Source organism: Pseudomonas sp. SDT291_1_S447, from assembly GCF_054070155.1.
Map to the genome: position 1 here is coordinate 1 of NZ_JBSVXS010000053.1, position 24346 is coordinate 24346.

Below are 24346 nucleotides of genomic sequence, written 5' to 3' on the forward strand. Positions count from 1 at the left end.
AAACGATGTCCCCGGTCTAATTTGTAAAGGATGTACCGGTCTCTACAGTGAGGGGCGTTTCAGGGGCTCAGGCCTGCTGCGGATCCGTCCACTGCCGATACCACCAGCGCACCCGCGAAATCGGCTTGCCGTCCGCGCCCAGCGGCCGCCCATCCTCGGCAAAGCCTTGCTCCGGCTCCAGCAATTGTCCGTTCACATAGCGCGCCTCCAACGCCGGTTTGCCATTCGGATGAAAGCGCTGATAACGCCCCTCACGCACGCCATCGCGATAAACCTCGGCTTCCGCCACTTGCCCATCCGGGAAGTAATTGAACGCCTCGCCATGCAACAACCCGCGCCGATAGGTTGCCTTGCGCTGTAGAAATCCCTCCGGCGCGTAAAAACTGGCCACGCCCTGCAACTTGTCACGCACAAATGGCATCTGCGCCGAGACCTTGCCGTTGGCGTGATAGAGCAGCGACGTGCCCTGTAACTCGCCTTGGCTGTAATGCAGATCCGCCTGCCTACGCCCGTCATTCTTGATGTTCAGCGGCCCATCAAGCTGACCGTCCTGCAATCGCCCCTTGAGCTGTTTGTCATCCTGCTGCAGATCCAGCGGTGTGATCGCCATGACTTTTCCTTGTTCAGTTGACCTGCACCAGACCGCCCTTGATGGTCAGCATGCCGCCACCATCGACGGTCTGCGAGGCGGCTCCCTTGTTGGTCAGGCTGATCCCCGCATCGTTGGTCAATGTGGTGCCGGCCTTGTTGTCCAGAGAAGTGCCGGCCTGATTGGTCAGCGCGGTGCCGGCCTTGTGCGTGATCGAGGTGCTGGCCGAGGTCGCCAGATCGGCGCCGCTCTTGATCGTGAAACTGCCGCCACTTTGCAGGGTGAGGGTGCCGCTGACCTTGATCGTCAGGTTGCCATCCACCGTCAGGTTGTAATCGCCGGTGACCTTGTCGGTGTAATTGCCGCCGGTGCTGTGATTCTGGTCGGCACCGACTTTCACCGTACGGCTGTCCTTGACATCGAGGCTGTCGCTGCCGGTCTGAATGGTCACGCTGCGCTTGCCTTTTTCCAGGGTCACAGTCTCGTCGCCGTCCTTGACCGTGCGGGTGCGGGCGTTCTGCACCGTGAGGGTTTCATCGTGACCGATGGTGGCCGTGGTGTCGTTGAGCACGTTGATATTAAGATCCTTCTGCGCCTGCAAAAACACTTCTTCGGCGTCTTTCTTGTCTTCGAAGCGCAACTCGTTGAAGCCACCGCCACCCTTGGAAGACTGGGTCTTGATTCCGGACTGGGTCTGATTGGCCGGCAGCGCATAGGGCAGGGCGTTGTCGCCGTTGTAGACGCAACCGGTCACCAGCGGCCGATCCGGATCACCGTCGATAAACGTAACGATGACCTCCTGACCGATGCGTGGGATGAACTGCATGCCAAACCCCTTGCCGCTCCAGGGCAACACCACGCGCACCCAGCAGGAACTGGTTTCGTCATTCTTGCCGTCGCGATCCCAGGGAAATTGCAACTTGATCCGGCCATATTCGTCGGTCCAGATTTCCTCGCCTGATTTACCGACGACGATTGCAGTCTGCGGATGCATGCGCGGCTTTGCGGTGACACGTTGCGGCCGAAACGGCGTGGCTTTGGGGATCGCTTCGAAGCGGTTGCGATAGCTTTCGTGGCTGACGTCATGGGTGACTCGTGTCACCACCCAATCGATGTTCAGGCTTGTATCGTCGTGCCCGTCGAGAGTGAACCAGTGCCCCGGCACCAGCCACCGACAGTCGCTCTCGCCGACAAAGCGTTTTTCCTCACTGCGCAAACCATCGACGCGTTGCTTGGTCAGTGTATCGCCGCGTGCCTTGGCGGTATAACCGCCCGGATGCTCGTACATCGACAGCGGCCCGGCCACCGCTTCAGCCTGCCCGTACAGTGAGGTGGTCGGTGTGGTGAATTCATAATCCGTCGCCCGATAGACCCCGGCCACTGCTTGCAGACTGACCTGCCCGGAGCGGATGCCATGCAATTCACGCTCGCCAAGGCCTTGGCCCAGGTACTTGACCGTCGGCCCGTTGGGAATCGGTACGAAAGCGTCGTTGCTATCGCCCAGCACCAAGGTGTGCTTGCCTGCATCGTGGGTGTAAAACCAGAAAATCCCTTCCTCCTCCAATAAACGCGAGACGAAGGCAAAATCGGTTTCAGCGTATTGCACGCAATATTCGCGTGGCGTGTAGCTACCGGTCAGCGATAGCTGAAAGTCGCTGAAACCGTGGGCCTTGAAAATCGTCGTGACAATGTCCGAGGTGGCGAGGTTCTGGAACACGCGGTTGTTGCTGGCCAGGGTCAGCCACCACAGCCACGGGCGCAGCACCAGTTGATAGCGCTCGGCGGTCGCATCGGCGGGGAGTTGACGAATTTCGGCGACGAGGGCATCGAACGGGCGCAGTTGCGCGTCATTGTGCAGGGTGGTGGTGACGTGGGTGGCGACGGCGCTGGTCAGGGTGAGTGAGGTGCCGTCATTCAGCCCGTTGAGCGTTTGCGCGCTCAGACTGTTCAGCGCTTCGTCGCCGGAAAATGACTCAGGATAGAGCGCCGACAGCGAAGTGGCGGTGAGGGAAAGGCTGGTGTTGCTGTCGGTGGCGCGGGGCATTAATCACCCTCTGTTCTGCAGACAGATTCACACGCGGGCGGCTGCGCCACCAGACGTGAATCCGTGGTTAGTTTTTGGGGAAAAGCTCTTCTTCAAATGTCGCGCAATGAGGCGCATGAAAGGTCGGCACATTGACGGCACCACCGGCGTCGAAAATCATTTTTTTCACTGCTTCACCATGGTTGAGAAGCTTTATCTCGCTGTGAAAACAAACGCTGCTGATCGCCGACAAAGGCAGAGTAAGCAACAGCAGTTCGCGGTTTTTCTGCGTGCTGCCATCGGTGTGTGCCTTGCTTTCCTCGGCGGTGGCCTTTGCTTTCGCACCTTTGCGCACGACACCCCCTCCTTTGGCCCTGAGGTTGTAAGTGATCAGGCCTAACGTCGGGTTTTCTGCCGTGACGCGCTGGGCATCGAAGCAGTACAGATTAAGCAGCAGGAAATCCTCATGCTCCGGTATTCTGGCCAGATCCACTTGCAATAACACGCCGTCGAATCTGCCGAAACGGTACCCCTCGTTGCCATGCAATGCCTTCGGCGTCGACCCGAGCGGAAGGCCTCGCTGTACGGTGCTGCCGTCCTCCTGATTGACGAACGCCAGTTCACGAATGGACATGCGCGCATGGTCATTCACTGACTCGGCGAAATCGTACTTCTGCGCAACGCTTGCACTTTTTCTTCGCGGGTCGCCTTCCAGATCTGGCACATGCTTGCCCTTGAGGGCCCGGTTTGTAAGGAGTATGTCGAAAACGTCCCAAGGTTTTTCCACATAGGCATAGCGCCGGGTAAAACGCAGGAAGTGGTCTTTTACATAGTGTTTTTCTTTCTCGGAGAGAATGCCGTGCTTCTTTACATAAACGGGTCGGAGCAGGCCTTCCTCGCCGACGATTTTTTCAAACGCGTCGTCCCCGGTCAGGATATGGAACATCTTTTCCTTGCTGCCGCCGAGACTGACATAGATGCCGTTCTCCTCGACAATCGCGATGTTGTGCATGCGTGCGCGCAACGTGGTGATCGTCACCCCGATCGTTTTGAGCTCCTGGGGATAGATATCGCGCAGATAGGTCTGGCGGGCCTTCTTGTTGTCCTCCATCACCAGGTGCTGGTAGACAAGCAGATTTTTTCTGGCTTCCAGTGCTGCCTTACGTGCTTTTTCAGTCGCCCTGATACTTATGATCAGGCGGCCGATGCTGGCTTGCAGGGGCTCTAATGAGGGTTTGACTTCGCAAGGGTGTATGGACAGCTGTTCGCCGTATGGCATGGGCGTACTCCTTTACTTGGCTCAAACGTTTTCGGTTGCCAGTTTGGGTTGATGTCAGTACGGCGAGGCTGGCGGCTGTTTATTCCAGGACCCACTCCGCCAACTTCCCCGTCACCTGGGTCATCAAGACGTTCTCAACATCCCGCGCACCCGCCGCGCTGCACTTGGCGAGCACCGCTTTGACAATGCCCGAATCAAACTCGAACTGTTTGCCCGTGGCTGCCTTATAACGGCCACGCAGTTTTTCCAGCTTCGCCAACACAATGCCTTCCAGCGTCGCTTCATCCAGCGGCCGATACGCAACCACGGTCATGCGTGCCAGAAACGCCGGGCGGAACGCTTGCAGCAAGACTTTATGCAGTGCCTCGTTGAAGGCCTCACTGCCAAGTTGTGCCACCGGTGTATCGAGTAAAAGCTCAGCGCCGACGTTGCTGGTGGCGAGCATCACGGTGTTCTTGAAGTCCACCACCAGGCCGGTGCCGTCCTCCATCAAGCCTTTATCGAACACGTTGTAAAACGCCTCGAGCACATCCGGATGGGCCTTTTCGATCTCATCGAGCAGCACCACCGAATACGGTTTGCGTCGCACCGCTTCAGTCAGCACGCCACCACTGCCATACCCGACATAACCGGGCGGGGCACCTTTGAGTTGGCTGACGGTGTGAGCTTCCTGATACTCGGAAAGATTGATGCTGATCAGATTTCGTTCGCCGCCATACAACGCGTCGGCCAGGGCATAAGCGGTTTCGGTTTTACCGACGCCGGTTGGGCCGACCAGCAGGAACACACCCACCGGTTTTTGCGGATCGGTCAGTCCGGCGCGATAGGCCTGCAAGCGCTGGGCAATCGTGTTCAGCGCCGTACTCTGGCCCATCACCCGCTGGCCCATACGCTGACCAAGGGTGCGCACGGCGTGGGCTTCGTCGGCGAGCATTTTGCCGACCGGGATGCCGGTCCAGCCGGCAATCACGGCGGCGACGGTTTTCGCGTCGACCTGTTCGGGCACCAACGGATCGTCCTGGCGGATCGCATCCAGCCCGGCCTCAAGGCGCAATAACTCGGCGGCCAGATGATCGATGCGGCTGTCGGTGGCTTCATCGGGCTTGTCGCTGTCGGCGCGCTCGCTCAAGTCGAGCAGTTCGCGGCGCGTGTCGAGCAGCTCGCGCACGGCCACACGCTCTTCGCCCCAGCGGGTTTCCAGTTCGCGGATGGCCTGCACGTTACCGGTCGATTCGCTTTCCAGCAGGGTGATGCGCTCGCGATGATCCAGGCCTGTCGCCTGTTCGCGGCGCAAGCGTTCGACTTCATCCTTGAGGCTGTTCTGTCGGTGGCGCAGGCTTTCCAGGGGCGGCGGGGTATCGTGCTGGCCGAGGGCGACCCGGGCGCATGCGGTGTCGAGCACGCTGATGGCTTTATCCGGCAACTGGCGACCAGAGATGTAGCGGTGCGAGAGCTTCACCGCTTCATGGATCGCCGCGTCGAGCACCTGCACGCCGTGGTGCTGTTCGAGTTTGGCGGCGACGCCACGGAGCATTTCCACGGCAGTGGTTTCGTCCGGTTCCTCAACCTGCACGAGCTGGAAGCGGCGGGCGAGGGCCGGGTCTTTCTCGAAGTATTTCTTATATTCCATCCAGGTGGTCGCGGCGAGGGTGCGCAACTCACCACGGGCCAGTGCCGGTTTCAGCAGGTTGGCCGCATCGCTGCCACCCTCGGCACCACCCGCGCCGATCAACGTATGCGCTTCGTCGATAAACAGGATGATCGGTTTGTCGGCGCTGCGTACCGCATCGATCACGCCTTTCAAACGCTGTTCGAATTCACCTTTGACCCCCGCGCCCGCCTGCAACAGACCCAGATCCAGCACGCGCAAACTGACTTCCTGCAATGATGGCGGCACGTCGCCGGCGGCGATGCGCAGGGCCAGGCCTTCGACCACGGCGGTTTTGCCCACCCCCGGCGCGCCGACCAGAATCGGATTGTTCTGTCGACGCCGCAGCAGAATGTCGATGCATTGGCGAATCTCGCCGTCGCGGCCAACGATCGGATCAATGCGCCCGGCATGCGCGTCGGCGGTCAGGTCCTGGGTGTATTGATCGAGCACTGAGTCCTGGCGTGGTGAAGGGTTTGCAGAAGACACAGCGCGCGGGCCGACATGCTCGCGAGAGTTTTCCGTCCATTCCAGTAGGTTCGCCCGCAGTGCTTCTTTGGGGATCCGCAGCAACGACGAGGCACTGTTGAGCAACAAACTGCGGCGCTCATCGCGATCAACCAGCGCCAACAACAGCAACCCGGAACGAATGCTGTCGAGCCCCAGCACACTGGCCTGCACCACCGCGTCTTCGAGCAAACCCAAGGTGTGTGACGACAGTGCTGGCGTGCGCGTGCTGCCGGCCTTGAACAGATCCAGCGCCTTGTTGATCTCCGCCGTCAGGGCGTCACGTTCGAGGCCGAAGCGCGGCAACAGAAAAGCCAGATCGCCGCCCTCGATGTCGAGCAGTTCCAGCAACAGATGTTCGATCTCGACAAAGTGATGGCCACGCTGCAAGCACCGTTGCGCGGCGCGTTCAAGGGCGCGGCGGTTGTCCGGGTTGAGGCGTCCGATCAGGCTGGCCAGTTCCATTTCAGGTGATCTCCAGCTGGCGAAGACGGGTTTCGATGCGCTGAACAGCGAGGCTGGCCTGCCGCTGCAGACCGCCGTTCCAGGTGACCTGCGCCGGCGTCTGACGATTGAGTTTCAGCGGTCCGGCTCCGCGTATCAGCAGCACCAGCGTCACGTCCAGATCCGGGCCGAAGTACAGCGCGGCGAGGCTGGCCAGCGCCGGGTGCGCTTCGCCGTCCGGCAGGAACCGCCCGGCCTGCGTCGAGGGCAACGGTCCGAGCGTCAGACGAATACCTGCATGTTCATCCCAGACCCGCGTGCCGGCGACGGCGTTGCGCCCCAGTCGCAGATTGCGCCCTCCCGGTTTGATGACGCTGCGGCTCGCCGGCGGAATCTCGCGCCACGCACCTTGGTAAGCGCTCAACTCGACCGGCACGGCAAACTGCTCGCGCACAATCGCGGCGAACCCGGCCAATGAGCGGCGGCCATCGGCAAACAACGCGGTGCAGGCCAGCACCGCACAATCAGGAACCGCTTGGCGTTCCTGCAAAGACTTTGGCAACAACCCGGTCAGCGCGCGCAGTTGCGCCTGTACCGGTGACGCGCCGGGCGTGACAAAACCGATGGCGATGCGGTGTTTGCGCATGACCTTGTAGAGCAAACTGAGCAGGCGATGCTGGAACAGATCGAGAAATTCGGCAGGCGCATGATCCTTGGCTCGCGCCCGTTGTTGCAGCCATTCCTGCCAAGCATAGGGCAGGGGGCCGTCGGGCCCGCCAAGGCCGAAGATCGGCGTGTCGAGGGTCAGCGATTCACCCGGCAACTCGCGCAGGCTTTCGATCTGGCTGGCGGCGAACATCGGCGTCAGAGGCCCGCGCAGTTTCAATGCTTCCGCTTGCGGCGAGGTGCCGCTGCCGAGTGATTGCGCCTGCGGCTGCTCGCGCTCAAGCAACAACAACGCCTGCAACCACTCGAACGCCTGCGGATCACGGCGCAGGCGCTGGCTCAGGGTCAGAGGGACAGGGGCATGCCGGCTTGGGGTTGCCATGCCTTGACCTCCTTGTCTTCCTGCATCAACACCGTGCGCACAAAGCGATTGGCCGTGGCGTACACCGAAAAGAACTGCGCCAGCACCGCCGAAAACAGCACCGCGCTGCTGCCGACAAAATGCTGTGGATCAAGTTGCAACTGCACTTCGAGACCATTGCGCCAACCGCGCCACGCATCGCCGCCGACATGGCCGATCACCCGTTCGCAACTGAGGCTCAGCAGGCCTTCGATCTGCCGTACCGCACTGGTTTCATCGCGCAGGTTATGCAGCTGCAGGATCTCTTTAAGAGCATCGAGCGCTTGCGGACCTTCGACCAGTGACAGATGGTTGAGAGTCAGTTGCGACACCAGCCGCCAGCGTGAATCGCCATCCAGGCGCGGCAGACTTTGCGGACTCGGTGGGTTGCGCAGGCGAGCCCATGCCACCGGGCCAGGGCGTTCGAAACCCAGCGGTGTCCCGGCGGGCAGGCTTTGGGCCAAGTGCCGGTTGGTACACAGCAACTCGGCCGTCAGGCTGTAGTCGGGCAGATCGGTTTGCGGTTCGAACCGGGTGTCGACCACGCTCACCAACAGGTCACTGCCGAGCCGGTTCGCGGTCATGCCGCTGACCCGGCGCGCATGCCAGTAGCGTTGTTGATCGCCACCGCTGTGCTGACTCCCGTAATAGGCTGGCAGCCGTTGCACGCCGGAGCTGGAGCTGGCGCGCATGCCTCGGATGCTGTGAATCTCGACGCTGTTTTCGCGGTGGCTGTCGGCAATCAAACGGTACTCGCTGCGGGTGCCGTCCGGGCGCAGTGGCTCAGAGGTACGCGGGAACAGGTTGATCACCGGTGCGCAGCCCAGAGCGATGTCGCTGGCCTGCAAGTGCAGGCGGCAGCCCGGCGCCCGGTCGAACACGATGTACAGATAAAGCGTCTGACAGTCACTGGCGACACCGCTCAGCGGCAGATCGAAAAAGTGAAATTTGTCCGGGAAGGCGAAGTACTCGGCCAGCAAACGCATGCCCGGATGCACACCGTCTTCATCCGGCAACATGACTTCGTCATCACTGAAACCGACGGTTTTCGGCAGGCCTTTGAGTACGATCGGCACGCTGCCCGGCGACCCGGCCAGCACTTGCACCGCATGGGCGCCGAGCAAGTCATACAGGGCGGCATTCACCACTGGCGACGCGGCCAGATGGATGCGCAATTGCTCGATGCCAAGTTCCGCCCATTGGCTTTCGCCAAGGCAGCGCAAGCTCAGGCGCAATGCCGAGCGCGATTGTGCGACACCGGTCAGCGCTTGCGCTTCATCACCGCCAAGCAACAGCACTTCGCTGACTTCGAGCGGCCACAGACACACAGCGGCCGAGGTGCGAAAGTGAATGCTTTCACCTTTGCCGGTGGTCACGAACAGGGGGGTGTCGCGGGGCAGGGGATAGCCCTCGTCGAGGTTGCCTTTGCCTGGATCAGGTTCGAACTGAACGATGGCGCAGGACGGCAACGGGCGCATGGCCAACGGGTAAAGCTGTTCAAGCAACGCATCGCTGAATTCGGCGTAATCGTCATCGAGCCGTCGTTGCAGACGTGCGGCCAGCAGGGCAAAACCTTCGAGCAACCGCTCGACATGTGGATCGGGGCATTCGCCGGGGGACAATTGCAGGCGCCGGGCGACTTTCGGATAACGTTCGGCAAACTGGCCGCCGGCATGCCGCAGCCAAGTCAACTCTCGCTGGTAGTAATCGAGCAATTGCGGGTCAATCGAGTCGCTCATGGCGCACCTCCAGCCCTTGCCCGCCGGGCTCGATGACAAATGCCACCGGCCAGTGTTGCTCGCCGCTGCGCAATTCGCCGATCAGGCGAATGCTCATTCGCTGCGGTTGTTCGGGCACGGGATTGACCTGAACTTCGCCGAGAATCAGGCGCGGTTCGAAATGAGTAATGGCTTCGCGGATGTCCCGTGCCAGCCGCCGACGGTCATCGCTGCGTTGCTGTTGCAGTGCACTCCAGTCGGCGATGCCGTAATCGATCACGCTGGGCGGCTGGGTCAGCGTGCGCGGGCCACGGCGGGTGTTGAACAGGCGCCCGAGCTCGGCGTGCACCGAGTCGAGCAAATCCTGCCGATCGAACTCCCGCGTGCTGTCGGCCTCGCTGGAGGCGAGGCGTTCGAGCAGCGGAGGTAGGATGCCGGTGCCAGCCATGGCCGGGGCGTCCGGTTAGCTGACAAGCTTGTTGGCGGCCATGTCCCAGGTCGACGCGGCGGTGCCTTCTTTGGTGCCATCGTCTTTTTGTGCGGTGAGTTCCCATTTGATCTTGGTGAAGTTCAGCGACAGGGTTTCCACCGGTTTGCCGCCGGTGCCGCCGCTGACGCTGACGTTGGAAATCACCACGTTGGTCAGGGTGTAGACGATGAAAGGCATCAACTGTCCGCTGCCCTCGGCGGCGTTGCGACCGATAGTGATGATGGCTTCGGGGATCGGTTTGCCGGCGCAGCAGTATTCGTTGAGTGACGGCGTCGAGCTGTCGATGAACTTGGTCAAGGTGAATTCGCCGACATGGGGTTTACCGGAGGTTCGCTCCGAGTTGCTGACATCGTTGGTCACTTGCATCGCCACATTGTGGCTGTAGGACATGACTTCGATCTTGTCCGCAAAACCTTCGAGCAGGCTGTCGCCTTTGATATCGCCGCCGAGGTCGAGAATGATTGCATCCATCGCTTGAAACTCCTGAAGGGTGTCGCGCTAGATAGAAAAAGCCCTCACCGCAGCTGCGGCGAGGGCAAAGCAGGTCAGGCAGCAACCGGTGGCGGCAAAGTCGCCACCAGGCGGATCGACGCGGTGAGCTCTTCGAGCTGGAAGTGCGGCCGCAGGAACACCGTCGCGCGGTAGGCGCCGGGCTTGCCGGCGACTTCGGTGACGTCCACGCGCGCTTCACGCAACGGGTACTGCGCCTTGATTTCCTGTGACGCGTTGTCGTTGATCAGCACGTAGTCGGCGATCCAGTTGTTGAGGTAGCTCTGCACGTTGTCGCGGGTCATGAAGCTACCGACCTTGTCGCGCATGATCACCTTCAGGTAATGGGCGAAACGCGAGGCGGCAAGCACGTACGGCAGCATCGCCGAGATCCGCGCATTGGCGTTGGCCTCGTTGGTGTTGTAGACCTTGGATTTGTTGGTGGTCTGGCCGCCGAAGAACACCGCGACGTCGCTGTTTTTCTTGTGGCACAGGGCAATGAAGCCGAGATCGTTGAGCTCTTTTTCGCGGCGATCGGTGATCGCTACTTCGGTCGGGCATTTCAGTGACAGGTCGCCGGAACTGGTGCGGAAGGTATGCGCCGGCAGACCTTCCACCGCGCCGCCGCCTTCAGCGCCACGAATCGCCGCGCACCAGCCGTATTTGGCGAAGGCTTCGGTGATGCGTTGCGACAGCGCCCACGCGGCATTGCCCCACAGGTATTTGCTGTGGTCGGTGCCGTTGACGTCTTCGACGTAGTTGATGCCTTCCACCGGCGAGGTGTCGGGGCCGTAGGGCAGACGCAGGAGGAAATGCGGCAGCACCAGAGACACGTAGCGCGAATCTTCGCTCTCGCGGAACGAGCGCCACTTGATCAGCTCCTGGCTCTCGAACACCTTCGACAGATCGCGCGGCACGGCCAGTTCGGTGAAGCTGTTCATGTCGAACAGGCGCGGGCTGGCGGCGGCAATGAACGGCGCATGCGCAGCAGCGGCAACGTTCGACAGTTTCTCCAGCAGGCCGATGTCCTGCGGGTGGCGGCCGAAGGTGTAGTCACCGACCAGCAGGCTGAACGGATGGCCACCGAAGGTGCCGTATTCTTCTTCGTAGATTTTTTTGAACAGCGCGCTCTGGTCGAATTCGACGGCTTTTTCCAGGTCGTTCTGCAACTCTTTCTGCGTGACATTGAGCAGGCGCAGTTTCAGTCGCGTGCTGGTTTCGGTGTTCTGCACCAGCATGTGCAGACCGCGCCACGAGGCTTCGAGTTTCTGCAGATCGGGGTGGTGCAGCACCTCGTTGAGCTGGGCGCTGATCAGCTCGTCGATCTGGCTGATGCGATCGTTGATCATCGCCACGGTGTCCTTGTCGATGGCCATGCCTTCGTCGAGGACCTGAGTGGCGAACTCCGCGAGCATGTCGCGGGCGTAATCCTGCTGACTGTCATCGTGGGCCATGCGGCCGTCGAGAATGATCTGGTCGAGCAGGGAAAGTGTCTCGGTCGTACTGTCGCTGGCTTGTTTCTGAGCTGAAGCGGGCATGGCGAATTCTCCCCTCGATTAAGTGGACGATCAGGCTTGCGGTTCGGCCGGGGCCTCGGCGTCAGCGGCCGGGGTAGCGGTGTCCGGGCGGGCCGATTTGATTTCCTGCAGGCCTTCGGTGTTGGCGATCACGTCGCGCAACAGCTTGTCCAGGTCATCATTGCCGTCGAGTTTGGTCAGCAGATCGCGCAGGCGCTGGCGGGCCTCGAACAGGCGGCGCAGCGGGGTGACTTGCTCCACCACCTTGACCGGGTCGAAGTCATCGATGTGTTTGAAATTGAGCTCGATGTTGAGCTTGCTGTCGTCGCCGCTCAGGGTGTTGTTGACCTGCAACGTGGCGCGCGGGCCGATCGAGGCGAGCACTTCGTTGAAGTTGTCGCGGTCGATTTCGGTAAAACGCCGGTCAGTCAGTTTTGCCAATGGCTCAAGTGGCTTGCCCGACAGATCGGCAAGAATCCCGACCACCAGTGGCAATTCTTTTTTCTCGATGGCGTTGCCGATTTCGACGTCGTAAGTGATTTGCACTCGGGGCGGGCGCACCCGGTCGAGCTTGTGCTGAGTACTTTCTGCCATGACGGCGGACTCCGATGCGATGAGTGGGCGCAATGCATCGGGGAGGCCCGTTCATCGCTTTCCCTTGCTGGACCGTAGGTTAGAAAGGGAGGCAGATGACCTGTCGTTCCTTTGACAAACCTTCTTGATTCGGCTGTAGGAACCGAACTACCCAAGACGCTAGAACAGGTCTATAAAAAAGCAAGCAAAAACATTTTTGGACAGGCTTGTGAAAAGGAAAATTCATTTTGCGTAGACGACTTTTTCTAACACTGCTGTTTGCGTCCCTGGCCGGTTGCTCCCTCTTCGGGCCGAAGGTGGACCTCGACAGCCTGACCCTCGACGTCGCGCCCAAAGCCAATGACGACACGCCGATTGCCGTGGATTTCATCGCGGTCGCCGACCCTGATCTGCTCAAGCAATTGTCCGGTATCAGCGCCAGTCAGTGGTTCGCCGGGCGCGAGCAGTACCAGCGCGACTATCGTCAGTTGATGAGCGTGTGGGGACTGGAGCTGGTGCCGGGGCAATTCATCGACCGCCAACCCTTCCCGTTGGGGGGCAAGAAGGCCGCTGGACTTTTGGTCTTCGCCAGCTATAACACACCCGGAGCGCACCGATTACGCCTCGATGATCAGCGCGAGGCATGGCTGAAATTCGACAGTCGCGAGATGAATCTGGTCAGCCGGGAAAATTGAAAACACCGCTCGCCGCCGGCTTGCGGCAGGGTCGAAAGGAGTCGTATGAGTCTGCTACCTGACGCGGTTTGCTGGCATGAAGGCATGCAATTGTTGCCGCAGCATTTTCAGTTGCAGGGGCTGCGGGCCGAAGCGCTCGGTGCACACCTTGCGCAGGCGTGCAACCCGTGGTTCTGGGGTGTCAGCCACATGGAGTTCGATCCTTCGGCGCTGAGCGCCGGCATGGTGCGCGTGCTGTCGCTGCAAGGAACGATGCCCGATGGTCTGCCGGTGGACTTGCAGGCCGGCACCGGGCCAACCCTGGAACTGGACGTCAGCGCGGCGATCGATGCCGCCGACGATGCCACCGTCACGGTGTTTCTGGCAATCAGCCCGATGTGGCGCGCCGGGCAATTGCTGCCGCTCAAGGGCCGGATGCAGTCGGTAGTGGGGGAGGCGTTGCCGGATCTCACCAGCGGTGAATTTCCCGAATCAATTACCGTGTGGCGACCCAATCCGCGTTTGTGCACGCAACTGAACAAAGCCGATTCAATCTGCCTGCCGCTGCTGAAAATCCGCAAGGAGGGTGGTGGATTTCTGCCGTTGTCTTACACCCCGCCGACGCCGATCCTGTTACCGGAATCCGCACTTGGCCGACGCATCGCCGGGCTCTGCGCGCGGGCACGGGAGAAATGCCTGTTTCTCGGCGGCCGCTTGCGTCAGGCGCAGCAGGCCGGCAATCAGGACGATGCGCTGGAAATTCGCCGTCAGTTGACCGCGTTATGGGCGCGCCTGCCGGAAGTCGAAGGCGCACTGAACAGCCGCATCGCCCATGCGCAAACCCTTTATGTGCATCTGCTCGGACTGGCGGGCGCGTGGTCGGCGCTCGATCCGCTGGCCGGCGTGCCGGCGTTTGCCCCGCTGGACTTTGTCGAATTGCAGCGCGGTTACGACGCGGTGCTGCAATGGCTGGAAACCACCCTGGAAATGATTCGGGCCGGTTATCGCAGCCTGCCGTTCGAACGCAGTGAGCAGAGCTTCTCGATTCAGTTGCCGGACGAGCAGCCGAGTCAGCGTCTGGTCATCGGTCTGCGCATGCCCAACGGTGCCAGCGAGCAAGCCGCGATCGACTGGTTGCGCGGCGCGATCATCGCCTCGGCGCCGCACATTGCGCTGCTCAGCCGTCAGCGCATGAGCGGGTTGTCCCATCAGGCCATGAGCCGCAGTGAGCAGGTTGCCTACAGCGTCGGCGAAGACACGCGCCTGTTTGTGATCACTGCCGCAGGCGCGTGGTTCGATGCGCAACTGCCGCTGATGATTGCTGCACCGGCGGCGAAGCTGACCAGCAGTCCATGGCAAGTGGTGCTGTTTATCGCACAGAACAATGAAAGTGCCTGATCACACAAGGAACGCCGTATGTCGCAGGGAAGTGCCGCAAGCCTTGGGTTGCAGGACGCACCGTTGAGCAGCGCGTTCCGCCAGACCTGGCAGCAATGGCAACAGGATTGGCTGCAATTGCCCAAGGACAGCGAGGACGAAGCGGCGCTGGTCGAGACCGTTGTCGAACTCTCGACGCAGGCTTCGCAGCGATTGTGGCGCACGGCCTATTCGCGGGTCGGCGATTCGGCGACCGAACAGGTCAAGGCATTGGTATATGCATTTGTCGCGCTGGTCGACGAAACCCTGCTATTCACGCCATGGCCCGGCCAAGCGGCGTGGCAGGAAAAACCCTTGGAGTCGCGGCTGTATTCCAGCCGTCAGGCGGGCGAACAAGTACCTGCAGCGATTCAAACCTTGCTCGAAGAACAGCAGCCGACCACTCGCGATCTGGCCAACGTGTACCTGCAGTGTCTGATCCTCGGTTTCCATGGCCGTCTGCGCGGTGAACACAGTCAGGCGCAATTGGAGAAATGGCGGTTGGCGCTGTACAACCTGGCCTGGCAAGACGAAGCCAGTTACGCCGATGTCAGTCAGCGCCTGGTGCAGCCCTCACAAACACCGGCGCTGCAACTGCCGGTGCGCACGGCGCTGCCGGATGGCTTTCGTCTGGCACTGGGTATTCTGGCGATGGTGCTGTTGTTGACCGCGCTGGGGCATTGGTTGTGGCGGGACATCGGCCAGGAGTTGGCGCCGGCACTGCAAAGCGGCGATAGGGTGAGTGCGCCGGAGCAAGCCTCATGAGCCCGCTGACGATCGTGGCGTGGGCCGTCGCGCTGCTGTTGTTGCTGGTGATCATCGTGGTGGCGGTGTGGTGGTTGCGCACGCAGAGTGGCGCAGCGATCCGCAGTTTCTATGCCTCCGTGCGCCATATGGAACGCGACCAGGGCAATCTCGACCGCTATCAGATGCCATGGTTGCTGATGCTCGGCGACGAAGTCCAAGGCACGCAACTGGTCACAGAATGGCGCCTGCAACCGACCGATAAGCCGGCGTGGTTCGGTCGCTGGTGGTCGGACCCCGAAGGGGCAGTGCTGGTGGTGCCGCAAGCATTGTTTCTGCCGGACGACGGCATGCACTTGCAACGCGGCAGTTGGTGGCGGCTGCTCGGCCTGATCCTGCGGCTGCGCAGTAAACGGCCGCTGGACGCAGTGGTCTGGACGGTGCCAGTCAGTCGGCTAAGTAATCTTGAGCAAGCAACTCAGTTGGGTCTGGCCTCACGTCGGCGCTTTATCGACCTGCTGCAACGCTTCGGGCTCAGTGTCCCGGTGTATGTGATTGTCACCGGGCTTGAGGAATTGCCGGGGGTTCAGGATCTGATCAGCGCCTTGCCGCAAGAGGCGCGCGAAGCTACGTTGGGCTGGTCGTCACCCTATGCGCGCGATGCCGTCTGGCAAGGCCAGTGGAGCGATCAGGCGCTGGATCGTCTACACCGCGCGGTGGCCGAAGCGGTGATTGAAATTGGCACCTTGTCCGGGCAGTTGAGTGCGGATCTGTATGCCTTGCCGGATCGTCTGGAAACCTTGCGGCGCGGTTTGCAGAACGTGTTGGAGCCGGTGTTTCAGGGCAATGCGCAAGGTGAGGCACCGTGTTTTCGTGGTGTGTATTTCACCGCCAATGTGGCCGGGGAGGATGCGCAGGACGGGTTTTCCGTGGATGACAGCGGCTTGCAGCGCAGCGCGTTTGCCCGACAGTTGTGGCGCCAGCGACTGGTCGGTGAGCGTGGTCTGGCGCACGGCGTACCGCGCCTGTTGCGTCTGCGCCAGCGTTGGCAGCGGCTGACTGCCGGGATCGCGCTGGTCGTCGGGGTGGTCTGGGCGGTGGCGATGCTGTGGGTCTGGCATGCGTCGGTCAAGGATGCTCACGAACTGGCGCGGCAGATGCAGGGCGCGCAAAAGGGCTACGTGGCGATCAGCGATGAAGCGCAGCGGGTCGACTCGACCCGGCGCAATGTGCAGACCTTCTGGCGCGTTCTGGAACGCGCGCCGCATTGGAACTATGTCTCGCTGGTGTTCCCGACGTCGTGGTTTTCCTCGCTCGACAATCAGCTCGAGCAGGAAGTCTTGCAATCCACCCAGCGTCATGTGGTGGTGCCGCTGCATGACCTGCTGAGCGCGGAGCTGGCGCAGATCAAGGCGATCCGCAGCACCGACCGGCGCAGCAGTGTCGAAAGCGACGACCCCGCGCAGTGGCAGAACTATCTGAAGGCGACCGACCTGGTGGATCGGGCACTGCGATTGGAGCAGCAGAATCAGCTGTTCAATCAGCTGCAAAACAATCAACGCGCACCACTGGACGACCTGGTGCAACTGAGTAACAACGCGCTGTCGCTGAACCTCAACACCGGCACCTTGCCCTACGCGAACTTCTACAATCGGTTGCTGGTGGCCGGCGAAGACGGCAGCTTGCAGGCACTCGACCTGAGCGTCGACCGGCCGCTGATCGTCAGCAACTTTTCCGGATTGATGCAACGCTGGCTGGATCAATATTTCCTCGCCGACAACTTTGTCAGCAAGGCCGGTTACCTCAAATTGCACCTCGATCAACTGGAGGCGGGCAGTGGCAACAGCCTGGGCGAGCTCGAAGAGCTGACTGCGCTGGTCGACGATCTGCAAGCGGCGATTGCCCTGACCAATGCAACGTGGAGCCGTGGCAAAGGCCAGGAATTGGTGCCGGGTTATGGTGACTTTCTCGCCAAAGTGGGCAAGAGCACATTGTTGGGCGCGCAAGTCCAACAAGACCTCGACACGCAAGCGTCACGCTTGCAGCAGAGTTTCCGCGATCAATGGATCGCCCAGGTCGGCTCCCGGGACAATTTGCTGGTACAGCAAGTCAGCGGGCAATTGGCCTTGCAAGAGCAAGTGGTGAAACTCGATAACGCGATCCAGGCGCTGTTCAAGCGTGACTTCGTTTCGGTCGCCCTGCGTGCCAGCGAAGACAACGTCAATATGCAAGGCCAGACCGTGGACGGTGATGACCTCAATGAATCGCTGAAATATTTCGCCGACTACAACAGCTACATCGCCGAAGAACTGCCACGCATTCCACCGGACTATCGCGTTGCGGTGCTCAAAGCCGCCGAGCGCGCCGCCGCCCAGGCGATGTGGTTGAGCCTCAAGGATCACAACGATCAGGCGCATCCTTACGCTGTGTTCAATGTGCAGGCCGAGCAAGCCATGGCCCTGCAAAAGGCCTTCGTCGAGGTGCACCGCGCGGATCTCGCCACGCGTCTGCAAACGGCGCTCAACCGCCGCGCCATGGCGCAGCTTATGGGTGGTCTGGATGAAATCACCGCGCAACCGCTGTTCGGCGGGCGGGCCGAAATCAGCCAGTGGGACGGCTCGAAAAATCTCGGTCTGGAACTGTTCGGCGCCAGCGACGTGCAGGATCTGAAACTGAGCCTAAAGCAGCAGTTCAACACCATGCTCGGCATTACTGAGCGGCGGACGTCATCGTTGCAGTGGCTGACAACGCAGCAAGCCAATCTGTCGGCACTGGATTACGAGCGCGTGACGCAGTTCAGTGCGCTCAACGACGAACTGCGCAAATACAAAGAGGCCAACCCGGCCAGTTCGCCGGCACAGATCGAGCAACTGGTCAGCCGCGATTTCGTCGAGATGGACGTCAATTCCTGCCTGCAAATGTTGCAGACCGCCAACGTCGCCGGCGGACGCGGCACGTTGGCGATGCGCGCGGTTGAGTTGCAGCAGGAGGCCATGCAGCGTTGCCAGATGCTGCAAGTGCAACAGGCCGCTGCGGCGTGGAATGAGCTGGCCAACTACTTCAATCAATATCTGGCGGATCGTTTTCCGTTCGCCAACGGCGTGCAGATGCAGGATGCCGATCCGGCGCGGGTTGAATATTTTCTGCAACTGATCGACAAAAAACTGCCGGTTGCGCAGGCCGGTCTTGCCACCAACCAGACCCCGGAGCGCCTGGCCGCGGCGGACTTTCTCAACCGCTTGAAGCAGGCCGCCACTTGGCTGACGCCGCTGTTCGTGCGTGACAAGAGCGGCATCCTTGGCGTCGAGCTGGACGTGCGCTGGCGCACCGATCGCGATGATGAACTGGGCGCCGATCAGGTAATTGCCTGGGGCTTGCTCGCCGGCAATCAGCAAATCAACTATCCGGCAGCCGAGCAGCCGAACCTGCGCTGGATGGTCGGCCAGCCTGTCCGCCTGACCCTGCGCTGGGCGCGTAACGGCAAGGAACGGCCGGTCAATGATCCACTGCAACCGAATCTGGTGGTGCGTGATCTGGAGGCCGGTTGGGAGTACGGCGGGCCATGGTCATTGCTGCGCCTTATGCGCGCGCATTTCTCGGTGCAGCGTCAGCCAAACGTGGATTACACCGATTTCCCGCTGACGTTGCGTTTACCCGTGACCGGAGCGCCGGACAGCGTCACCAGCGACTTCACGCGAATGTTCGTGCGCCTGTCGCTGATGAGCCAGGGCTCGAAACTGCCGCTGTCGATCGCGCCGTTGCCAACCCGCGCGCCGCGTTCGCCGTTTCAGGTGACCGGCAGCACCGCCGCCCTTGAATCGCAGAAGGAAGACTTGTGAGCCTGCCATCGACGACGTTGCCGGACTTGATTGACCAACTGCTCACACCGCTCAGCGCGGATGCGCCGTGCGGCGTCGATCTGCGCTATGAACGTGAGTTCGACCAGTTGCGCGACCTGCGTCGCGAAGACGACGCCAGCCTGCCGACCGGGGTCTGGCAATCGACGCTCAAGCGCGCGAACTGGCCGGACGTCGAAAAACTCACGACGACGTTATTGCTGGAACGCAGCAAGGACCTGATGCTCAGCGCCTGGCTCGGCGAGGCGTGGCTGCACTTGCAAGCGCTGGACGGCTTGCCTGGGAGTCTGGCGCTGGTCGCCGGGTTGTGTGAGCGCTTTCCCGAGCATCTGCACCCGCAGGCCGAGGACGGCGACCAGTCGTGGCGGGTGATTCCGCTGGAATGGCTGGTGCGCCGGTACAGTGAAATATTGCTCACGCGGGTGCCGTTGTTCGGTAGCCGCAACAGCGATTTCGAGGCTTACACCCTGGAAGTCTGGCGGCGCTTGCAGGTGCAGCAAGTGCAGACCAACGACAGCAAGAACGCCAAGACCTCGGCGGAAACCGCACGCAATGAACAGAAGAAGCTCAACGAACAAATCCGCGCCACGCCGCTGGCATTCTGGCTGCGCACTCAGGGCAATCTGCTCCTGAGCCTGCAACACTTGCAACGGCTCAACACCTGGAGTGATGGCTATCTGGGGGATCAGGCGCCGGGATTGCGCCCCTTGCAGGACACTATCCAGGCGCTGCTGAAACTGGTTCAGGAGTTTATCGCCATGCACCCACAACAACCGGCACCGCCACCGCCGCCAGTCGAAGCCCCCGTCGCCGTTGCGCAGCCGGAAGAACCCGCACCGGTAGCCTTGGCCTTTCGTGAGCCGGCCAATCGCGAAGAGGCGTATCGCCAATTGCTGCTGATCGCCGAATACCTCGCCCGTACCGAACCCCACAGCCCGGTGCCGTACCTGATCCGGCGCGGGGTCGAGTGGGGCAACAAGCCGCTGAGCGAATTGCTCGGTGAGTTGATCAGTGCCGACGCCGAATCGCGGCGTTTGTGGACGTTGCTCGGCGTGCTTTAGTGCACGCGCTGGTTGTTGAGTTTTGGTGGCAGTGCGATGGGCGTCAGCACCGGTTCGCCGGAGAAGAACGCCACGAGGTTTTTGCCCACCAACTCCACCGTGCCTTGCGTCGCTTCCGGTGACAGGCCGGCAACATGTGGTGTCAGCAACACGTTGCTCAGGGTTTTCAGCGCATCCGGCACTTGCGGCTCGTGGTCGAACACATCCAGTGCGGCACCGGCGATCCTGCGTTGTTCAAGCGCGGTGATCAGATCCGACGTGGCGATCACACTGGCGCGGGCAATATTGACGATAAACCCTTTCGGACCGAGCGCATCGAGCACCGCGCGGGTGACCAGATGCTGTGTGCCGATGCCGCCGGGCGTGGCGACAATCAGGAAGTCCGACGCTCGCGCCAGTTCGGTCGGCGTCGAGCAGAATGCGTACGGCACATCGTTGCGCACCTGACGGCTGTGATAGCTGATCTGCATGTCGAAGCCGAGGTTCGCGCGTTTGGCGATTGCCATGCCCACTGCGCCGAGTCCGAGAATCCCCAGGCGTTTGTCGGCCAGCGACGGGCGCATGATCTTCGGCCACTCCCCACGGCGTACGGCAGCGTCGCAACGCGGGATGTCACGGACCAGCGCCAGCAGCATCGCCATCGCATGGTCGGCCACCGATGAGGCATTTACCCCGGCGCCGTTGGTGACGGTGATGCCGCGGTTGCTCGCGGCTTGCAGGTCGACATGCTCGTACCCGGCACCGATCACCGTGATGATTTTCAGCGCGGGCAGGGCGGCGATTTCATCGGCGGTGAGGCCCAAAGGGCCACGCGTCAGCACTGCGTCGATGCGACTACCGTGGGTGGCGATGGCTTGCGCACGTTCGGCGGGTGTGGGGGCGAGAATCAGATGGAAGCCCTGATGTTCGAGGATCGGCAAATAGTCATTGATGGTTTCAACCAGTACCAGAACGGTTGCGGGCATTGCGCGGCTCCTGTGAACGTCTGCGGGGTGGTCGCGAAAGTTGTTTCAGAGTGCTGAATCCGCAGCGACTTGGCAATCGTTGTCATTCGCGCAGTAGTGCTTTGATTCTGGACGGCTTCGGACAAGAAGCAAGGCTGGCAGCACACCGGTGATCCGGTGTGCTGTCGGTATCATTGAGCCGCTTGGGCTTTGGCTTGTTCAGCCATCGCGAGTGGCTTGATATCGTAGGTCGGATAGAACTCGGTTCGGTAACTGCCCCATGCGGTGTTTTCCAGCGCCAGGTTCACTTCCGCCAGACGCGAGACAGGAAAGCGCACGGTCACGACCTGGCCGATCCCCATCATGATGTTCCAGCTCACCACTTCGACTCCGGCCGGGGGGAACGTTTTATGGAAACCCTGTTGCGCGAGCTGGGCCTTGAGTTCGCTTAACGGGCGGGTTTGATCATGTTTCAGAAACACGGTCAGCATCATTGCGTTGTCGGCAGTGGCGACGGCATTTTTTGCGGGCTGGGTGGCAGCTTGTGCGCTGACCCCGGCGCAATAGACAGAAGAAATCAGTAACGTCGACATCAGCAGGGTTTTAAGTGGCTTTTGCATAGCGAACTCCTGGTTTTATTGTTTGATGGCGGACTTGGTTTCTATTGTTCCGGTATAGGGCGCATGAACGACATGAATGCGCACGAGAGGATTGTTGTCGACCATGTCGCGGGGGACTTCACGAGAATAAGTGAACTCACGGTCGTTCAATGTTTCCAGGCGCCTGACAACTGTTTTGCTCGGGCCGATATCCGGTACAAGAATGTGCTGTTGCTGATCGCCTGTGACAAAGAAATAACCGCCACCACCGTTGTTGTACTTTGATTCGCCGGTATCGGCGTAAAAGAACTCGTATCGATTACGCTCGGGATCCCACGTCGATATACCAACGACGCCGGGGTACTTCGCTTTGACGTCGGTTTCCGGGGCACCGTCGATGTAGACCTTGGTGGTCAGCCATCGCGGCGAAGAAGCCAGCTCGCGGACGTCGGCATTGGCGTTGGCGAGCGGGGCAAGCAGTGAGGCCAACAGCAGGCCGGTCATCATGTTCTTTTGCATGCTGCGTCCTCTTGATCACACTTCAATTATTGGTCTTCGAATTCAGGGCGATAAAAATATAGACCTGCCGTGGAATATTGTTCAATGGCTGGGTAGTTGTTTGTAACAAATGGCTGATATTGAGTTTTTAGTAATATTTTGTTGTGAATGTTTTTAGCTGTTTAAGTTGTAGGAATATTCTGAAAGATTGTTGGTTGATTCACTTGTTTGTTAGTGTTTTCTGTAGTTGCCGTCGCTGTTGTAAGTGACTAATTGCACGATGCTGTAGGACAAGGGACGCCGTAACAAATGTCTGGGTTGACGCAACCGCAGCAAGTCAGGTTGCGTCAATTGCAGGGGAGGCTTCCTTAGAACGTCACTTCAGCGCTGTCGACTAATCGTGCGAAGGCGGCACCGAGGGTGGCGTTGTGATGTTTGATGATCGCTTCGGCGGATAGCTCGGCGGTGTCCATGCAAGTGTGGGCATCGGCGACCAGCAAGGGGTTGAAGCCCAGATCGGCAGCGCTGCGACAGGTGCTGTCGATGCAGAACTGACTTTTCATGCCGACCACATAGAGCTCTTCTACCCGTGCGGCCTGGAGTTGCCGCGCAAGGTCAGTGCCATGGAAAGCATTGGGTCGGAATTTATCGAATAGGGTGTCGATGTCAGCGTCCAGTTCAAGCGCTGGCAACAATTGCCAGAATGGACTGCCAGCGGCAATCGGTGAGCCATCCGGGCCGGTGTGGCGCACGGCGAAGATCGGCACTTGAGTCGCCCGGGCCTGAGCGACCAGGCGCCGGATGTTGGCCAGAACCCGTTCGCCCTGATAGGGCTTTTCCGGTCCGTGGAACAGACCGACCTGCATATCGATGATCAACAGTGCTGCGGGCATGGTGTTTCTCCTTGGGTGCTGCAGATGCCGCACGGACGGGAGAAACAACAAGGCCCCGTCCATTGCTGGCGGGGCCTTGGGTTTGCTGCGCTGGGTTTACCTCAGACAGAAACACCACGACCCGCCGGTGGCGGTCGTGGTGGTACGGGTGAGTTGCAGCGCGCGAATGTTCATGGGCCGATCATGCTGGCCCCGGTATCGGGCTGTCAACGAGCGGATCAAGTGACGTACTGCGCGATGCCATTGCCGAATGACCAGTTCTCTTTCTTGACCTCGACCAGATTGATGAACACGTCTTCCAGGCGCACCGCCAACTGTGTGTGCAGGCTTTCGGCGATGGTTTTGAACAGCAACTGCTTTTTCTCCACCGGGCGTCCTTCGCTGATGGTGATCTGAATGAACACCACGCCATCGCTGCGCTGGATCCCCAGATACTGCGGGTCGTAGACGAAGTGCTGGCTGTCGTGCTCGGTGAGGATCTGGAAGTTGTCGTGCTCGGGCACATCGATACAACTGCGCAGGGCGATGTAGATCTGCTCGCCGATGCGTTTGGCGAAATCGGGATCGGGGTTTTGCTGGATGTCGACGCGAACCAGTGGCATGGGAAGGCTCCGCAGGGCAGGGGACTCATCTCACGCTAGATGATGTGGGGCAAATTGAAAGGATTGGGGACTTGAACTCGACGCAGTTCCTTAAAAGTCACTGTATGAGGCTGCCTACTTTACTCACGGATTTTGCCTACGAAACCGCCAGACTCGTCCGCTACCCGGCAGGTGATCAATGCGAAATCATGAGGGTACAAAGCAGCCAAGGTAACGGCTGCCAACAGCCAAGGAAGGCGCATGCTTCAGAATGATCGGGAAAATCTGGAACTCGAAAGACTACAAAACGAATCACGCAAGCTCATTGTCGAGAGGCGCAAGCTTATGGCTGAGGAAAACAAATTAAAGCGAGAAAGGTTCTGGTACCCGGTAGCAGTAGGCACGGGGCTGCTGACTGCGATTACAGCTGTATTCGGGATATTGACCAAGCTTTAAATGAAGCGTTTCACACATCATTGCTTGCGTTCAAGCGTTCCGGATGCTTAACAACGGTTTACATAACAGATTGGTCTCGTGACCTCGCAAAGGACAATAAACATGTACATAGAGGACCCTAAAGCCAGAGCTGAACGACTTCGACGAGAGGACGCCGAGTTCGCTGAAGAGGCCAGAGGTTTGTCACCGGCGGAAGTTCGCTCAGAATTACTCAGGTTCGGTTTGGGGGCAGTATTTGCGCTTGTCGTCATCACAATCGGGACGATAGTTCTTCGTTCGA

General features: G+C 60.3%; 21 protein-coding genes. 6 read left to right on the forward strand and 15 right to left on the reverse strand.

From position 1 onward, the window contains the following. Positions 1-67: 67 nt before the first annotated feature. The 10 genes from ACW9IR_RS17205 to tssB form a co-directional block, all read right to left on the reverse strand. On the reverse strand, positions 68-610 hold the full coding sequence (locus tag ACW9IR_RS17205) for a toxin-antitoxin system YwqK family antitoxin (RefSeq protein WP_095120262.1): 543 nt from the start codon (positions 608-610) through the stop codon (positions 68-70). Between the two features lie 13 nt (positions 611-623). Continuing rightward, positions 624-2633, reverse strand: coding sequence for a type VI secretion system tip protein TssI/VgrG (gene tssI / locus ACW9IR_RS17210; protein ID WP_457464345.1), 2010 nt, complete (start codon positions 2631-2633; stop codon positions 624-626). A 67-nt stretch (positions 2634-2700) separates the two neighbouring features. Further along, positions 2701-3891 carry a hypothetical protein gene (locus ACW9IR_RS17215; RefSeq protein WP_102902017.1) on the reverse strand — a complete coding sequence of 397 codons (1191 nt, stop codon included), beginning with the start codon at positions 3889-3891 and terminating at the stop codon, positions 2701-2703. Positions 3892-3970: 79 nt separating this feature from the next. Continuing rightward, on the reverse strand, positions 3971-6511 hold the full coding sequence (gene tssH / locus ACW9IR_RS17220; protein WP_110720498.1) for a type VI secretion system ATPase TssH: 2541 nt from the start codon (positions 6509-6511) through the stop codon (positions 3971-3973). A 1-nt stretch (position 6512) separates the two neighbouring features. Next, the gene (tssG, locus tag ACW9IR_RS17225; RefSeq protein WP_457464347.1) at positions 6513-7538 is read right to left on the reverse strand and encodes a type VI secretion system baseplate subunit TssG; all 1026 of its coding nucleotides are present in this window, start codon (positions 7536-7538) and stop codon (positions 6513-6515) included. After that, positions 7502-9295: a type VI secretion system baseplate subunit TssF gene (tssF, locus tag ACW9IR_RS17230; RefSeq protein WP_102902020.1), complete on the reverse strand. Its 1794-nt coding sequence runs from the start codon at positions 9293-9295 to the stop codon at positions 7502-7504. Before tssF ends, tssG begins: the two co-directional genes overlap by 37 nt. Then, complete coding sequence (tssE, locus tag ACW9IR_RS17235) at positions 9279-9722, reverse strand: type VI secretion system baseplate subunit TssE (protein WP_095120269.1); 444 nt, start codon at positions 9720-9722, stop codon at positions 9279-9281. The genes tssF and tssE overlap by 17 nt, the downstream gene beginning before the upstream one ends. Positions 9723-9737: 15 nt before the next feature. Continuing rightward, entirely contained in the window at positions 9738-10235 is a 498-nt protein-coding gene (locus ACW9IR_RS17240; protein ID WP_016982930.1) for an Hcp family type VI secretion system effector, read from the reverse strand. Positions 10236-10309: 74 nt separating this feature from the next. Further along, positions 10310-11791 carry a type VI secretion system contractile sheath large subunit gene (tssC, locus tag ACW9IR_RS17245; RefSeq protein ID WP_016982931.1) on the reverse strand — a complete coding sequence of 494 codons (1482 nt, stop codon included), beginning with the start codon at positions 11789-11791 and terminating at the stop codon, positions 10310-10312. A gap of 30 nt (positions 11792-11821) precedes the next feature. Beyond that, positions 11822-12364: a type VI secretion system contractile sheath small subunit gene (gene tssB / locus ACW9IR_RS17250; protein WP_102902022.1), complete on the reverse strand. Its 543-nt coding sequence runs from the start codon at positions 12362-12364 to the stop codon at positions 11822-11824. A 227-nt stretch (positions 12365-12591) separates the two neighbouring features. On the opposite strand from tssB, the gene ACW9IR_RS17255 reads away from it, so the two are divergent. The 5 genes from ACW9IR_RS17255 to tssA are packed head-to-tail and all read left to right on the forward strand — an operon-like array spanning position 12592 to position 20095. Continuing rightward, a complete protein-coding gene (locus tag ACW9IR_RS17255) occupies positions 12592-13038 on the forward strand; it encodes a hypothetical protein (RefSeq protein WP_016982933.1) in 447 nt (148 codons plus the stop codon). A 45-nt stretch (positions 13039-13083) separates the two neighbouring features. Then, positions 13084-14415, forward strand: coding sequence for a type VI secretion system baseplate subunit TssK (gene tssK / locus ACW9IR_RS17260; protein ID WP_457464351.1), 1332 nt, complete (start codon positions 13084-13086; stop codon positions 14413-14415). A gap of 18 nt (positions 14416-14433) precedes the next feature. Continuing rightward, positions 14434-15198 carry a DotU/TssL family secretion system protein gene (locus ACW9IR_RS17265; RefSeq protein ID WP_016982935.1) on the forward strand — a complete coding sequence of 255 codons (765 nt, stop codon included), beginning with the start codon at positions 14434-14436 and terminating at the stop codon, positions 15196-15198. Continuing rightward, positions 15195-19016, forward strand: a complete 3822-nt coding sequence (locus ACW9IR_RS17270; protein ID WP_457464354.1) for a type VI secretion system protein — start codon at positions 15195-15197, stop codon at positions 19014-19016. The genes ACW9IR_RS17265 and ACW9IR_RS17270 overlap by 4 nt, the downstream gene beginning before the upstream one ends. Beyond that, positions 19013-20095, forward strand: a complete 1083-nt coding sequence (gene tssA / locus ACW9IR_RS17275) for a type VI secretion system protein TssA (RefSeq protein WP_150729990.1) — start codon at positions 19013-19015, stop codon at positions 20093-20095. Before ACW9IR_RS17270 ends, tssA begins: the two co-directional genes overlap by 4 nt. Here the strand turns inward: tssA and ACW9IR_RS17280 are convergent. From ACW9IR_RS17280 to ACW9IR_RS17300, 5 genes are all read right to left on the reverse strand, one after another. Continuing rightward, positions 20092-21060: a 2-hydroxyacid dehydrogenase gene (locus tag ACW9IR_RS17280; RefSeq protein ID WP_223026177.1), complete on the reverse strand. Its 969-nt coding sequence runs from the start codon at positions 21058-21060 to the stop codon at positions 20092-20094. The genes tssA and ACW9IR_RS17280 overlap by 4 nt on opposite strands. Before the next feature lie 170 nt (positions 21061-21230). Further along, positions 21231-21659 (reverse strand): hypothetical protein, encoded by a 429-nt coding sequence (locus ACW9IR_RS17285; RefSeq protein ID WP_150708393.1) that lies wholly within the window; start codon positions 21657-21659, stop codon positions 21231-21233. A gap of 15 nt (positions 21660-21674) precedes the next feature. Continuing rightward, positions 21675-22157, reverse strand: a complete 483-nt coding sequence (locus ACW9IR_RS17290; RefSeq protein WP_457464357.1) for a DUF4822 domain-containing protein — start codon at positions 22155-22157, stop codon at positions 21675-21677. Positions 22158-22504: 347 nt separating this feature from the next. After that, positions 22505-23029 carry a cysteine hydrolase family protein gene (locus ACW9IR_RS17295; protein WP_457464359.1) on the reverse strand — a complete coding sequence of 175 codons (525 nt, stop codon included), beginning with the start codon at positions 23027-23029 and terminating at the stop codon, positions 22505-22507. A gap of 218 nt (positions 23030-23247) precedes the next feature. Continuing rightward, positions 23248-23631: a tautomerase family protein gene (locus tag ACW9IR_RS17300; protein ID WP_457464361.1), complete on the reverse strand. Its 384-nt coding sequence runs from the start codon at positions 23629-23631 to the stop codon at positions 23248-23250. A 240-nt stretch (positions 23632-23871) separates the two neighbouring features. Here ACW9IR_RS17300 and ACW9IR_RS17305 point away from each other — a divergent pair, with 240 nt between their 5' ends. Beyond that, the gene (locus ACW9IR_RS17305; protein ID WP_095047463.1) at positions 23872-24066 is read left to right on the forward strand and encodes a hypothetical protein; all 195 of its coding nucleotides are present in this window, start codon (positions 23872-23874) and stop codon (positions 24064-24066) included. The last annotated feature ends 280 nt before the right edge of the window (positions 24067-24346 follow it).

Bases quoted from the DNA above. Each gene is read 5' to 3' on its own strand.
- ACW9IR_RS17215 (WP_102902017.1), bottom strand. From the start codon at position 3,891: ATGCCATACGGCGAACAGCTGTCCATACACCCTTGCGAAGTCAAACCC.
- tssI (WP_457464345.1), bottom strand. From the start codon at position 2,633: ATGCCCCGCGCCACCGACAGCAACACCAGCCTTTCCCTCACCGCCACT.
- ACW9IR_RS17295 (WP_457464359.1), bottom strand. From the start codon at position 23,029: ATGCCCGCAGCACTGTTGATCATCGATATGCAGGTCGGTCTGTTCCAC.
- ACW9IR_RS17300 (WP_457464361.1), bottom strand. From the start codon at position 23,631: ATGCCACTGGTTCGCGTCGACATCCAGCAAAACCCCGATCCCGATTTC.
- ACW9IR_RS17265 (WP_016982935.1), top strand. From the start codon at position 14,434: ATGTCGCAGGGAAGTGCCGCAAGCCTTGGGTTGCAGGACGCACCGTTG.
- ACW9IR_RS17290 (WP_457464357.1), bottom strand. From the start codon at position 22,157: ATGCAAAAGAACATGATGACCGGCCTGCTGTTGGCCTCACTGCTTGCC.
- tssE (WP_095120269.1), bottom strand. From the start codon at position 9,722: ATGGCTGGCACCGGCATCCTACCTCCGCTGCTCGAACGCCTCGCCTCC.
- tssB (WP_102902022.1), bottom strand. From the start codon at position 12,364: ATGGCAGAAAGTACTCAGCACAAGCTCGACCGGGTGCGCCCGCCCCGA.
- ACW9IR_RS17270 (WP_457464354.1), top strand. From the start codon at position 15,195: ATGAGCCCGCTGACGATCGTGGCGTGGGCCGTCGCGCTGCTGTTGTTG.
- tssF (WP_102902020.1), bottom strand. From the start codon at position 9,295: ATGAGCGACTCGATTGACCCGCAATTGCTCGATTACTACCAGCGAGAG.
- ACW9IR_RS17285 (WP_150708393.1), bottom strand. From the start codon at position 21,659: ATGCAAAAGCCACTTAAAACCCTGCTGATGTCGACGTTACTGATTTCT.
- tssH (WP_110720498.1), bottom strand. From the start codon at position 6,511: ATGGAACTGGCCAGCCTGATCGGACGCCTCAACCCGGACAACCGCCGC.
- tssG (WP_457464347.1), bottom strand. From the start codon at position 7,538: ATGGCAACCCCAAGCCGGCATGCCCCTGTCCCTCTGACCCTGAGCCAG.
- ACW9IR_RS17280 (WP_223026177.1), bottom strand. From the start codon at position 21,060: ATGCCCGCAACCGTTCTGGTACTGGTTGAAACCATCAATGACTATTTG.
- tssK (WP_457464351.1), top strand. From the start codon at position 13,084: ATGAGTCTGCTACCTGACGCGGTTTGCTGGCATGAAGGCATGCAATTG.
- ACW9IR_RS17305 (WP_095047463.1), top strand. From the start codon at position 23,872: ATGCTTCAGAATGATCGGGAAAATCTGGAACTCGAAAGACTACAAAAC.
- ACW9IR_RS17240 (WP_016982930.1), bottom strand. From the start codon at position 10,235: ATGGATGCAATCATTCTCGACCTCGGCGGCGATATCAAAGGCGACAGC.
- tssC (WP_016982931.1), bottom strand. From the start codon at position 11,791: ATGCCCGCTTCAGCTCAGAAACAAGCCAGCGACAGTACGACCGAGACA.
- ACW9IR_RS17205 (WP_095120262.1), bottom strand. From the start codon at position 610: ATGGCGATCACACCGCTGGATCTGCAGCAGGATGACAAACAGCTCAAG.